Origin of the sequence: Hungatella sp. SB206 (assembly GCF_051132295.1) — a bacterium.
Taxonomy (GTDB): Bacteria; Bacillota; Clostridia; order Lachnospirales; family Lachnospiraceae; genus Hungatella; species Hungatella effluvii.
Genome location: NZ_CP096603.1, coordinates 4,131,334 through 4,143,795, shown reverse-complemented (window position 1 = coordinate 4,143,795; position 12,462 = coordinate 4,131,334). Strand labels below are relative to the sequence as shown.

10 protein-coding genes, 1 pseudogene and 1 other annotated feature (1 of these 12 only partly in view) are annotated in these 12,462 nt (G+C 48.7%); of the genes and pseudogenes, 10 read left to right on the top strand and 1 reads right to left on the bottom strand.

Translation table 11 applies throughout. The features are described from left to right. Positions 1–3 precede the first annotated feature (3 nt). The 3 genes from M1L66_RS18215 to M1L66_RS18205 are packed head-to-tail and all read left to right on the top strand — an operon-like array spanning position 4 to position 4,105. A complete protein-coding gene (locus tag M1L66_RS18215; protein WP_434687489.1) occupies positions 4–1,734 on the top strand; it encodes an ABC transporter ATP-binding protein in 1,731 nt (576 codons plus the stop codon). Between the two features lies 1 nt (position 1,735). Further along, the gene (locus tag M1L66_RS18210) at positions 1,736–3,481 is read left to right on the top strand and encodes an ABC transporter ATP-binding protein (RefSeq protein ID WP_434687487.1); all 1,746 of its coding nucleotides are present in this window, start codon (positions 1,736–1,738) and stop codon (positions 3,479–3,481) included. 30 nt (positions 3,482–3,511) lie between these two features. Beyond that, entirely contained in the window at positions 3,512–4,105 is a 594-nt protein-coding gene (locus M1L66_RS18205; RefSeq protein WP_434687485.1) for a hypothetical protein, read from the top strand. Between the two features lie 185 nt (positions 4,106–4,290). Here M1L66_RS18205 and M1L66_RS18200 read toward each other — a convergent pair. Beyond that, positions 4,291–4,776, bottom strand: a pseudogene (locus tag M1L66_RS18200) (hypothetical protein). Between the two features lie 299 nt (positions 4,777–5,075). Here M1L66_RS18200 and M1L66_RS18195 point away from each other — a divergent pair. The 7 genes from M1L66_RS18195 to M1L66_RS18165 all read left to right on the top strand — a co-directional run bounded on the left by M1L66_RS18195 (position 5,076) and on the right by M1L66_RS18165 (position 12,285). Further along, the gene (locus M1L66_RS18195) at positions 5,076–6,086 is read left to right on the top strand and encodes a LacI family DNA-binding transcriptional regulator (RefSeq protein ID WP_187019541.1); all 1,011 of its coding nucleotides are present in this window, start codon (positions 5,076–5,078) and stop codon (positions 6,084–6,086) included. Between the two features lie 147 nt (positions 6,087–6,233). Further along, positions 6,234–7,181 (top strand): class II fructose-bisphosphate aldolase, encoded by a 948-nt coding sequence (locus M1L66_RS18190; RefSeq protein WP_187019543.1) that lies wholly within the window; start codon positions 6,234–6,236, stop codon positions 7,179–7,181. Next, positions 7,178–8,134, top strand: coding sequence for a 1-phosphofructokinase family hexose kinase (locus M1L66_RS18185; RefSeq protein WP_187019545.1), 957 nt, complete (start codon positions 7,178–7,180; stop codon positions 8,132–8,134). The genes M1L66_RS18190 and M1L66_RS18185 overlap by 4 nt, the downstream gene beginning before the upstream one ends. Continuing rightward, entirely contained in the window at positions 8,131–9,474 is a 1,344-nt protein-coding gene (locus M1L66_RS18180; RefSeq protein WP_187019547.1) for an ABC transporter substrate-binding protein, read from the top strand. Before M1L66_RS18185 ends, M1L66_RS18180 begins: the two co-directional genes overlap by 4 nt. A 29-nt stretch (positions 9,475–9,503) precedes the next feature. Next, on the top strand, positions 9,504–10,400 hold the full coding sequence (locus tag M1L66_RS18175) for a carbohydrate ABC transporter permease (protein WP_187019549.1): 897 nt from the start codon (positions 9,504–9,506) through the stop codon (positions 10,398–10,400). 2 nt (positions 10,401–10,402) lie between these two features. Next, a complete protein-coding gene (locus tag M1L66_RS18170) occupies positions 10,403–11,248 on the top strand; it encodes a carbohydrate ABC transporter permease (protein ID WP_187019552.1) in 846 nt (281 codons plus the stop codon). Positions 11,249–11,334: 86 nt separating this feature from the next. Then, positions 11,335–12,285: a family 43 glycosylhydrolase gene (locus M1L66_RS18165; protein ID WP_434687481.1), complete on the top strand. Its 951-nt coding sequence runs from the start codon at positions 11,335–11,337 to the stop codon at positions 12,283–12,285. Positions 12,286–12,327: 42 nt separating this feature from the next. Then, positions 12,328–12,462, top strand: a binding site (T-box leader); it runs 104 nt beyond the window's last position.

The following is a 12,462-nucleotide window of genomic DNA, read 5'->3' as shown; positions in this document are numbered from 1 at the left end:
TAAATGAAAAAACTCCTGAAATACTTAAGGGAATACCGGCTGGAAAGCTTCTTAGGGCCGTTATTTAAGCTTCTGGAGGCCAGTTTTGAGCTGATGGTGCCTCTTGTGATGGCGAAAGTAATCGATGTCGGAATTAAGGCACAGGACCTCCCGTATATATTAAAAATGGGCGGAATTCTGGTGCTTCTGGGTGTTGTGGGGTTGGTCTGTTCCATCACGGCCCAGTATTTTGCTGCAAAGGCGGCTGCGGGATTCGGTACGGCGCTGCGAAATGACCTGTTCTCCCACATCGGCAGCCTCTCCTATGCGGAGCTCGATAAAGCGGGGACCGCCACGCTAATCACCCGCATGACGAGTGATGCAAACCAGGTACAGTCAGGAGTTAACTTATTTTTACGTCTCTTTCTGAGGTCTCCTTTCATCGTGTTCGGGGCCATGGCCATGGCTTTTACCATCGATGTGAAGGCTGCTCTGATTTTTGTCGTTGTAATACCGGTGCTGTCCGTGGTTGTATTTGGCATCATGCTAATCAGTATGCCTCTCTATAAAAAGGTACAGCGGCAGCTGGACCGCGTGCTTCTGACCGCCAGGGAAAATCTAAGCGGTGTCCGTGTGATCCGGGCCTTTAACCGACAGGAGGATGAAGGCCGCCGGTTTGATGAGGAAAACGGTAAGCTGGTGAAAATCCAGGTGTTTGTCGGGAAGATTTCTTCCCTTTTAAATCCTCTTACCTATGTGATTATCAACCTGGGCATCATTGTGCTCATTCAGACCGGAGCGAAGGAAGTGGACCGCGGGATTATCACTCAGGGCGAGGTAGTGGCTCTGGTGAACTACATGTCCCAGATTCTGGTGGAGCTGGTGAAGCTGGCTAATCTAATCATCACCATATCCAAAGCGCTGGCCTGCGCGAACCGGATCAGTGCCGTGTTCGAGCAGAAGCCGGGAATCACGGATAAGAACCATACGTGTCTGGATGCCTGCGAAGGTGCTCCGGCGGTAGAATTTAAAGATATGACATTTACCTATGATGGAGCGAGGGAACCGGCCTTAAGCAGCATCTCATTTTCCGTAACGAGAGGGCAGACCGTGGGTATCATCGGCGGTACGGGATCGGGTAAATCGACGCTTGTCAATCTGATTCCCCGTTTCTACGATGCGACGGAGGGCGGGGTATTGGTGGACGGCCACGATGTCAGGGAGTATCCGCTGGATCAGCTGCGCGGCAAGGCGGGGGTCGTTCCGCAGAAGGCGGTGTTATTCCACGGGACACTGCGGGAGAATATGCAGTGGGGAAAGAAAAATGCCACAGACGACGAGATCTATGAAGCGCTTAAGACGGCTCAGGCCCTTGAATTCGTGGAAGAAAAGGCCGAGGGACTGGAGCTCTACATCCAGGCCGGCGGCAAGAACTTATCCGGCGGACAGAGACAGCGTCTCACGATTGCCAGGGCGCTGGTCAGAAAACCGGAGATACTGATCATGGATGACAGTGCGTCGGCCCTGGATTTTGCTACGGACGCCAGGCTTCGGAAGGCCATTAAGGAGAGGACGCAGGATATGACTGTATTCATCGTATCCCAGCGCGCAACCACGATCCGGAACGCGGATCAGATTGTCGTCCTGGATGACGGCGCCATGGTGGGATGCGGAACCCATAAGGAGCTGCTAGAAAAATGTGAGGTTTACCGGGAAATCTGTCTGTCCCAGCTTTCGAAGGAGGAGGTGCAGTAGGATGAATATGAAAAAGCATAAAACGACCATACGGCGTATACTCTCCAGCATCGGCCGGTATAAATGGGGCGTCCTGGCTTCACTGGCCTGTGCATTGATCACGGTGGTCCTGACTCTCTATGTGCCGATTTTGACCGGTAAAGCCATTGACTGCATTCTTGCACCGGGAAGTGTGGATTTTGCCGTCATGGGAAAAATTCTCATGAAGATTGGTGTCATTATCCTGATTACCGCTGTATCCCAGTGGCTTATGAGCCATATCAACAATATCATCACGTACCGTGTGGTGAAGGATATCCGTGTCCGGGCGTTTGCAAAGGTGGAAAGCCTGCCGCTCAAATACATCGATTCCCATTCCCACGGCGATATCATCAGCCGCCTGATTGCCGATATCGACCAGTTTTCCGATGGACTTTTGATGGGATTTACGCAGCTGTTTACGGGTATCCTTACGATTTTAGGAACCCTCATTTTCATGTTTACAATCAATCCGGCCATAGCGGTTGTCGTGATTTTGGTTACCCCGGTCTCTCTGTTTGTGGCCAGCTTTATTGCAAAGCGGACTTACACTATGTTCCGGAAACAATCGCAGACGAGGGGCGAACTCACCTCCCTTGTGGAAGAAATGCTGGGCAGCCAGAAAGTGGTTTTAGCATTCGGCTATGAGGCGGAGGCTCAGTCCCAGTTCGAGGAAATCAACGAGCGTCTGCGGGTATGGGGACTTAAGGCTACATTTTTTTCTTCCATTACCAATCCGGCTACCCGGTTCGTCAACAGCCTGGTGTACGCCAGCGTGGGAATTGCAGGCGCGTTTGCGGCTATTTCCGGCTATTTGTCGGTGGGGCAGCTCTCCAGCTTTTTAAGCTATGCAAACCAGTATACGAAGCCGTTTAATGAGATTTCCGGCGTGGTGACGGAGCTTCAGAACGCATTGGCCTCGGCGGCCCGCGTCTTTGAACTGATCGATGAGGAACCACAGATTCCGGATGCGCCGGATGCAGCTGTCCTGTCGGAGGTAAAGGGGGAAGTGTCTCTGAGCGAAGTGAATTTCTCTTATGATCCTGAAATACCGCTGATCGAAAATATGAATCTGGAAGTAAAACCGGGGCAGCGTGTCGCCATTGTGGGGCCGACCGGATGCGGAAAGAGCACGGTCATCAACCTGCTCATGCGTTTCTACGATGTGGATTCCGGTTCGATTCAAGTGGATGGAACCGATGTGCGGGAGATTACGAGAAAGAGCTTAAGAACGAGTTACGGCATGGTCCTCCAGGAAACATGGTTGAAATCCGGCACGATTCGTGATAATATCGCATATGGAAGGCCGGAAGCCACGGACGAGGAAGTGGTCAAAGCGGCGAAGGAGGCTCATGCCCACAGCTTTATCAAACGAATGAAGGATGGGTACGACACGGTTATCTCTGAGGACGGAAGCAATTTGTCCCAGGGACAGAAGCAGCTCCTGTGCATTGCGCGTGTGATGCTGTGTCTGCCGCCCATGCTGATTCTTGATGAGGCCACGTCTTCCATTGATACGAGAACTGAGATACGGATTCAGAAGGCATTTTCCAAGATGATGGAAGGCAGGACCAGCTTTATTGTGGCCCACCGTCTCTCCACCATACGGGAAGCAGACATGATTCTGGTCATGCGGGACGGCCATATCATCGAGCAGGGGACTCATGAGAGCCTGCTTGAGAAGAACGGTTTCTATGCGGAACTGTACAACAGCCAGTTTGCCGTGTGACCGGGTATAACAGGACAGGTGATTAGACAAATGAAAAAAACAGGATATTACGCCGCTTTTATCGGGCTTTCCATGGCGGCCTCGCTTACTGTGACCGCCTGCGGTGCTTCAGCGAAAGCACCGGATGTGAGCAGCGTCGGAAGATCAGAGACGGCTGCTGACAGCGCCGTCGGTGGAACAGAGGCTGCTGCGTCAGAGGCAGATCATGCAGGAAAGAACGGCGCAGGAACGGATACGGCAGACGGAGAGGTGCTTTCCGGCATACCGATTGATACAGAGAAGTCGGAAGCGGTTTCCATTTACTATGGCTCTGTGTGTTATTCGTTCTTCAGCGAGGATAAAGGCAGGATTAAAGCGGTGGCCGACTTATTTACAGGCTTCTCCTTAGAGGAGGTCCCGAACGGCCAGCTGGACGAGGCAACTACGTACCAGATATATTTTTCGGCGGATACAGAACAGATTGCAGCCATAAACGTGGATAAGAGCGGGATGTTCTATATTCCGGAGGAGAAGAAGTTCTATAAAGTGAAGGCGGGAACCTTCCGCTTTGATACGCTGGATGAGATATATAAGGACAGTATGTATGCGGATGGGTTTGATGAGAATCAGTGTTTGATTCAATAGTAGGAGCGGCTCAGCCATAAAAAGGGACAGAGAACATCGTCGGTTACATAAGTGACAATGTTCTCTGTCCTTTTCTTTTAAAATCATAATTGCAAATTCCTCGATGGTGTTCGCTTTTATAGCAAGCCTGAGTCAACGCTTTAAATCTGTCAAACAACATACTATAGGTCTTAACTTTTCTGTCGTTATAAAGCTGACTTACGCACATTAACCTCTGCACAGACCAGACCAGCTATATGCTCCGCTGTTTCATTTGTCAGCAGGAAAAACATTCCGTCATTACGGCATTTTTTATGTGTATCGCCATTCAAGGCATAGATAAAACCTTTAACACAGGTATCACTACAAGCATTAGGGTCAAACAATCTCTTGCAGTCACGGGAGGTAGTCATTTTCTTTTACATATCAGCAGGCAGAGAAGCGATTGTATCCTCATACTTACCAGCATTGTCACCGTAAATCCGTGCCAAAATACCGGACTTGCGAAACACCCAATTCATCACTGTTTTCTTCTCTAGTTGATATGAAGCAGCATAACCGCTTTTTGCTTCCTTAATTACAAGATCACATCCCTGTTCAATAAGTTTGGTATTAAGTTTTTCGACAAACGCTTGGTGTTCTGGCGCAACTGCCGATAGAAATTCTTTAAATGACCCCTTTTCTTTTGCCATTATCTTTTTCCTCCACAATTTTCGATTTGTCGTTCTGCGCCTTATCCGCCTAAAGCGTACAACACATAACCCGGTTTTTTTATTCTAATATATGCGCGTGAAAATGTCAAACGGCTCATTTCGTTTCATTACAAACTACTGTTTATAACCCTAGATAACAGAGATGATGACCACTGCAGCAGGGGAGGGAGCAAGGAGCAGCAACCGTCTGTAAACAGAAAAATAAAAAATCATATTGACAAGTGGAGTGGAGCTGGTTATAATAAACATAGAAATCGTTTTCTATAGGAGCGTGCGATGTGAAAAATGTTACGATTAAAGAAGTGGCAGCCCACGCGGGTATGTCCATAACCACCGTGTCGCGGGCACTCAATAATAATTATCCGGTGAGTGCGGAAGCCAGGGAGAAGATTGAGAAGGCGGTAGCTGAACTGGGATACAGGCCGAACCTGGTGGCCAGAAGTTTGAAGAGTAATAATACCGGTATCATAGGCCTGGTGGTGGCGGATATTTCGAACCGTTTCTTCATGAAGGCAGCGAGAAAGCTGGAAGACGTCGTTTCCGCTCAGGGTTATCAGATAATTTATGCTAGCAGCGACGGAAACGTGGAGAAGGAACATCAGATTCTCTCAATGTTTGAGGAGCGCTGTGTGGATGCGCTGGTAATCGCTTCTTCCGACAGCAGTTCCTATCATTTAAACAATATTGCCGGGAATGGAACGCCAGTTATTGCAATCGACCGTAAGGTTCCGGGGCTTCAGGCAGATATTGTGGTGGAGGACAACCGGGATTCCTCTTACCAGCTGGTGGAGGCGCTGATACAGAAAGGTCATACGGAGATTGCAGTTAACAATGTATTGATGAATATCAGTTCTGGTAAGGAACGACTGGAAGGCGTCCGCATGGCGATGCAGGCCTATGGACTGCCTTTGAGAGATGAATGGGTCAGCAGAGGCGGTTTTACCAGTGACGACGCCAGGCAGTGGGTGAAGCAGATCTTTGCCGGAAATGGGTTAAAGCCAACAGCAGTATTTTGTGCCAATAATGTGATGACAGAAGGTACTCTGCTGGCATTGGAGGAACTGAATCTCCGGATTCCGGAAGACGTATCGGTGGTCTCGTTTGGGGAATTGCCGATGCACCAGTTGATTCAGCCTCAAATTGAATCTGTGGTTCAGGATCCATTCCGGATCGGGCAGCTGGCAGGAGAGCTGGTCTTAATGAGGCTGAAGGGGGAGAAGGAGGATTTCTGCCATTATGAACTGCCTCTGAAGTTAAAACATGGTAATTCAATTCGGAGCCTTAGCTGAGACATATTTGCAGATAGAGGTGCACCGGAAAAGGGGAAGGAAAGAAAGGAGTTGAAGGGATTTCAGTGGATTCCGGTTTTCCTTCCCATAGAAACCCATTATTTTTTTAAATCGATAGAAAACGTTTTCTATAAAAGGAGGCAAATAATGATTGTTCAATTGGATCAGTTGTACGTAGATGCCATGAAACGCCGTTACATTGTGGGAGCGTTTAATGTATTTAACTATGACAGTCTGTGTGCGGTGCTGGAAGCGGCGGAGGAAGAGCAGTCGCCTGTAATACTTCAGGTGTCCATGGGGGCACGGAAATACGTTCCGGATTTCAGGCAGTTTATAGAGGTGATGAAGATTGCCGCTTTAAGTGTATCGGTTCCTGTAGGAATCAATCACGATCACTGTCCGACGGCAGAAGCAGCTATGCAGGCGGTTGATGCAGGCGTGGGAGGGGTCATGTTTGATGGATCCCATCTTTCCTTTGAGGAGAATGTACGGTTTACAAGGGAAGTCGTGGAATATGCCCATGCAAGGGGGGTCTGTGTGGAAGCGGAGCTGGGACGTCTGCCTGGATTCGAGGACGAAATCTTTGCAGAACATGTGGAATTTACAAATCCGGACGCTGCGAAGCGATTCGTTGTTCTGACCGGCTGTGACAGCCTGGCTGTGTCGGCGGGAACCTCACACGGCGGAGTAAAGGCGGCAGAAAATCTGCCTCTGCATATGGAGGTTCTGGAACGGATTCAGGCTGAACTGCCAGGCTTTCCGCTGGTATTACACGGAGCGGCGTCCCTTCCCCTGCATCTGATTGAATATGTAAATGAACAGGGAGGCCGTGTGGAGGTGATGAAAAACTGCAGTGAGAGCAGTATACGCCGGTCCGCAGAATATGGAGTTTGCAAGGCCAATATGGATGTGGACAATTTCCTTGCATTTACCGGTGCGGTGCGCAGAGTTCTTAGGGAACAGCCCGATAAATACGATCCCCGCGTCTATTTAAAACAGGGAAAGGATGCGTGGAAGGAAGAGGTTATGTGGAAAATGAGTCAGGTGACGGGGAGCTCCGGCCACAACTGGGTGAAAGAGGGGGTGAGTCAATGATTCGGGCGATCTGTTTAAACCCGGTGATAGACCGATCTTACCATGTCAATGGTTTTGAACCGGGGAAAAAATACTTCCACCTGTTGAGAGAGGTATCTATAGGAGGGAAAGGTATCAATGTCGCCAAGGTATGCAAACAGTGCGGGGAACCTGTGGCTCTGTACGGATTTATCGCTGGCAGCAACGGAAGAATGATCCGGGCCTTTATGGAAAAGGAAGGGATCGATGCCTGTCTGATCGAGATAAACGGCAATACGAGAGAGACGATTAATATCATCGATCTGGAACAGGGAAGAGAGTCCGAACTGGTTGAGCAGGGGCCGACCGTAGAGAAGAGGCAGGTGGAGCAGCTGCTGTGCCGGCTTCGGGAGGATTTGCAGAGAGACGATATTGTGATCTGCTCCGGTATGACGATTGAAGGCGCGCCGGATAGCCTGTACAGTGAAATAAGTGCAATGTGTCAATGGAAGGAAGCCAGATGCTTTCTGGATACAAACAGCGTAACCGTAGAACAATTGAGAAAAGACGGTTATTATTTTTATAAACCCAATATGCAGGAATTATTTGAACTGTTTGGAATGGAACCGGTGTCCGACCGGACGGTAGTGAGGAAGCTGGCATTACAGCTTGTTCAGGATGGAGTGGCTTATGTGTTGGTCTCCCTGGGATCGGAGGGCGGAATCCTGGCCGGAAGGGAGGGCTGCTGGGAAGCGGTTATTCCCAGTGTTTCAGTGACTTCCACCATAGGAAGCGGGGATTCGACGGTAGCAGGATTTGCCATAGGCCTGAGAAAAAGCTGGAGCATGGAAGAGATATTTCGTTTTTCCATGGCCTGCGGCATCGCCAATGCCATGGAGAAGCAGGTGGGAAGAGTGGATCCGGAGCGGCTGGAAATCATAAAAAATGAAATAAAAATAAAGAATATACCAAACAAGGAGGTTTCGTATCTATGAAAAAACGAGGGTTAGCAATGGGGATTGCCGTAGTATTGGGGTGTATGTCACTGACTGGCTGCGGTGGAAGCAGTAACGAAACAAAAAACGGGGAAACAGCAGAAACGACGATGAGCGGGTCGGAGGCAAAAGAAGAGGGAGAAATCGAGCTGACGATGATGGGAGGCGCCCATCTCGTATCCGTGGCAGAAATTGTACTCCGGGATTATTTGACAGAACATCCAAATGTGAAGATCAATTTTGAAAAATACTCCTATGCGGAATATCCGACAAAAATGAAGCTTCAGCTGTCAAACGATGAAAGTACGCCGGATATCATGATTGTACATGATCTGTATGCGCCGCAGTTTGCTAAGGCGGGGTATCTCGTGGATATGTCAGATATGTTTACGGAGGGAGAGGTGCTTCCGGTCATGGATCCGGTAACCATGGAGGGAAAAGTATATGGAATACCCAATCAGGTGACTAACCAGTATGTATTTATGTACAGACAGGATATCTATGACGAACTGGGACTGACTGCGCCGAAAACCTTTGACGATTATTTTAACCAGGCGGTAATGCTGAAGGAAAACGGTTACTATGCGGGTGCATTTGATCCGGCGGACAGCGGCTGCAACGAGGTATTTCAGAATTTCATCTATATGCTGGGAGGACAGGTCCTGGATTCAGAGGGCAATGTGTCTCTGGACAAGGGGAAGGAAGCTCTGGAACTGATGAAAAAATGCTACGACGCCGGGATCTGGCATACGAGCCAGCAGGGCAACAGCGAGGCATACTGGACTGCTTTCAATGCCGGCAAGATCGCCGCGTTTCCATCTGTCGCAGCACATGCTGCTTACTATGTGACGAACGTAGACCCAAATGGACAGGGCGGTTATGGTCATCTGGCGATTGCAGAACCGATGAAATTCGCGGAAAATGGAAGAGAGACGTATATCAACAATACGGAGTACTATACGATCAATAAAAATACGGAACACTTAGAGACAGCAAAAGATGTAGTCCGTTATCTTGCACTTACGAAAGAGGCGGCTGAGAAGTTCTCCAATGTAAACGAAGATGGAGTTATGGCGCAGTATGCAACTGGCTGCATGGAAGGAATCCGCGCCATCGCGGCAAGCAGGGATAACGGCTGGGAGGCGTTCGGCGGAGAACCTGTGGTTTCAGAGCTGGCTGAGATCCTTCTGAATACGGATCCCGATATCCCATTCGTAGACGAGAGAAGCAACGAGATGAACAATGTGCTGTCTGAGATAATCGGAGAGATGTTCTTAAACGGTGCATACACACCAGAAACTGCGGTTGAGGTCATGAAACAGAAATTAAATGACATCTGATAGGTTTGACCGGTTTGGAGGCTGATTAAATGACCAGTACATTAAAAGAAATGAAAAAATACAAACACTGTTATCTGTGGATCGCGCCCTTTTTCATTCTGTTTGCAGTTTTTTATATTTATCCTGCCGTCAGCGGTTTTTTAATCAGCCTGACCAATTTCGATGGTCTGGGAACGGTGGCGGCCGCTGACCACGTTGGATTTAAAAATTACGAAAAGCTGCTGCGGGATGACAAGTTCTGGAAGTCCTTGCTGAATACAGTCTTAATTTGGCTCTACATCGTTCCACTGCGTACTTTTCTGGCCCTGATTTTGGCTGCAGTCCTGAATTCCTCCAGACTGACCGGCAAACGAGTGTATTCGGTGATCGTTCTTTTGCCATACATTACTGCTGTCGCCGTGGCAGCAATTATATTCCGTATTTTACTTACCACGGAGGGAGGACTGATCAACGTACTGCTGGAACGCTGTTTTGGCATCGGTCCTGTCGGATGGCTGGATACCACTGCTTTGTCGAAAGTCTCAGTAGCATTTATGAACATATGGCGTATGACCGGTTATTTCTCTCTGGTACTGCTGGCTGGAATGCAAAAGATTCCAAGCTCTGTGGGGGAAGCTGCCAGCATTGACGGGGCCGGAGCGTTTACGAAGTTTTTTAGAATCACATTGCCGCTTATGGTTCCGGAAATATTTTTCGTCATGCTCATGTCAACCATCTGGATTTTCCAGAATGTGGGTGACGTGATGGTACTGACACAGGGCGGCCCGATGAATTCATCCACCACGCTGGTGTACTACATGTACCAGAATGCATATGAATACTCAAAAATGGGGTATGCGGCAGCGATTACGTATGTTCTGTTCGCATTTCTCGTAATACTCAGTGTCTTTGTAGTAAAAAATTATTATGGAAGGACGGAGGAGTGACGATGAAGAAAGAGAATGCTGAAAATATTTTAAAAAAGCTATTTTCCCTGTTGCTGCTGCTGACCGTGATCATTGTCACCTGCTTTCCGTTCCTGATGATGTTTATGGGAAGCTTTAAGGAAGATTATGAAATATTCTCGCTGTCCCCGAAGATTCTTCCGGCAGCTGGGTTCCAGCTTAAGATGTACCGCATGTTGTTTGCAAACTGGCCCTTTGTGACGAATATGATGAACAGTGTCATTGTCGCAGTCTCTACAACCGCATTGGCCTGCTTTTTCTGCACAGCAGCAGGATTTACCTTTGCCAAGTATCAGTTTCCGTTTAAAAATGTGCTCTTTATCATTACACTGTCATCTTTAATGATTCCGCTGGAGACGAGGCTGGTTCCCACGTACTTACTGGTAAAGCAGCTGGGAGGCGTCAACCATTTATGGTCCATGATTCTACCCAATGCGATACCTGCATTTGGAATCTTCATGATGAGGCAGTTTGCCTCCGGTACGGTTCCGCAGGAAACTATGGAAGCAGCTAGAATTGAAGGAGCTGCGGAAAATCAGATTTTGATGCGAATTGGTTTTCCCATGCTGAAGCCGGCCATTGTATCTTTGGCTATTCTGACTTTTATGAATACCTGGAATGAATTCCTGTGGCCGATTATTATTACGACCAAAAAGGAAAAGCTGACAGTTACAGCCCTGCTGAGGTCGATTGGAGATGTCTCCATGAACGGTAATTACGGCGTGCTCCTGGCGGCAGCGGCACTCAGTGCTCTGCCGATTCTGGTTCTGTATCTGATTTTTCATAACCAGATGATTGACGGTATTGTGGAAGGGACAGGGAAGGAATAGAAGGTATTTACGGTTCTTACCGCTGGCCTGATGAAAAAGACATTTGAAATAAAGTATAGCTGAGCAAAAGAAAGGAAGAGTGTAAGATGAAATTACCGAAAGAACTGCTGGAAGTGGAGAGAAAGACGGTGGAGACCGTAAATCTGCCTTCAGACAATAACCACGATCCATCCAATATACTATATGATCAGGGAACGTATTATTTGTGGTATACACAGCATGACAATGAGCGGCCCTACGATCATTTTGCTGATTGCAAGATCATGTGCTGTACTTCAAAAGATGGCTTCCACTGGGAAGCTGGGAAGGATGCGCTGCTTCCGGCAGAAAGCGGCTGGGACTGCGCGGGAGTCCTGACAGCCAATGTGATTCATGACAAAGGAAGATTTTATATGTTCTATACCGGTGTGGGTACCGATTTTGCCGAAGGGAAGACTACGAGAAGGTGCTGTGGTCTGGCTGCAGCGGACACACCGGAAGGCCCGTTTGAAAGACTGGGGGACGGGCCGGTACTTCAGTGGGAAGAGGAAGGAAACTGGGATGACGAGGCTGTTGACGATGTAAGTGCGGTATTTTTCCAGAACAGATGGCTGGTTTATTTTAAGGGAAGCCGTTTGACGGAACCAGACGGGGATAAAACCATGCTGGGGCTGGCCTGGGCGGATACGATTACGGGTCCGTATCACAGATATGAAGGGAATCCGGTTATCCGCGGCCATGCGTTTTCTGTCTGGCCGTATCAGGATGGGCTCTGTCTGCTGTCCGGACTCAAGCACAGGGAGGGCGAGGGAAGGATATATGGAGATGACTGGAACGATCCGGAGGGTGTGCAGTATCTTTATTACAGCGATGACGGGATCCATTTCGAGCCGTGTGCACCGCTTCCGAACCGGGCGTCCGGCATTTGTATACCGGAAGGAGAGGAGCGTAAGGACATCACGAAATACTGGGGAGTCAGTGTGGCAACGAGAGATACCCATAAGAAACGATACATCGAACGATTCGACTTTGTGAAGAAAAATCCGCAAACCACTTGACATTTCCTGCTGCAATGGATAAAATGAATTCAGTTTTATCAGATAAATGCAATGAAGGTGTCAGTAGAACCTTATTTTCTTTCAGAGAGAGGGAGTCACCGGCTGTAAGCCCCCTTAAGTTCAGATAAGCGTTTGAATTTCCCACTGAAGCAGCATGGCAGAAACCGTCCTACGAAG

Excerpts from the sequence above, each read along its gene's own strand:
- M1L66_RS18215 (WP_434687489.1), top strand. The coding sequence starts at position 4 with ATGAAAAAACTCCTGAAATACTTAAGGGAATACCGGCTGGAAAGCTTC.
- M1L66_RS18210 (WP_434687487.1), top strand. The coding sequence starts at position 1,736 with ATGAATATGAAAAAGCATAAAACGACCATACGGCGTATACTCTCCAGC.
- M1L66_RS18205 (WP_434687485.1), top strand. The coding sequence starts at position 3,512 with ATGAAAAAAACAGGATATTACGCCGCTTTTATCGGGCTTTCCATGGCG.
- M1L66_RS18190 (WP_187019543.1), top strand. The coding sequence starts at position 6,234 with ATGATTGTTCAATTGGATCAGTTGTACGTAGATGCCATGAAACGCCGT.
- M1L66_RS18185 (WP_187019545.1), top strand. The coding sequence starts at position 7,178 with ATGATTCGGGCGATCTGTTTAAACCCGGTGATAGACCGATCTTACCAT.
- M1L66_RS18180 (WP_187019547.1), top strand. The coding sequence starts at position 8,131 with ATGAAAAAACGAGGGTTAGCAATGGGGATTGCCGTAGTATTGGGGTGT.
- M1L66_RS18175 (WP_187019549.1), top strand. The coding sequence starts at position 9,504 with ATGACCAGTACATTAAAAGAAATGAAAAAATACAAACACTGTTATCTG.
- M1L66_RS18170 (WP_187019552.1), top strand. The coding sequence starts at position 10,403 with ATGAAGAAAGAGAATGCTGAAAATATTTTAAAAAAGCTATTTTCCCTG.
- M1L66_RS18165 (WP_434687481.1), top strand. The coding sequence starts at position 11,335 with ATGAAATTACCGAAAGAACTGCTGGAAGTGGAGAGAAAGACGGTGGAG.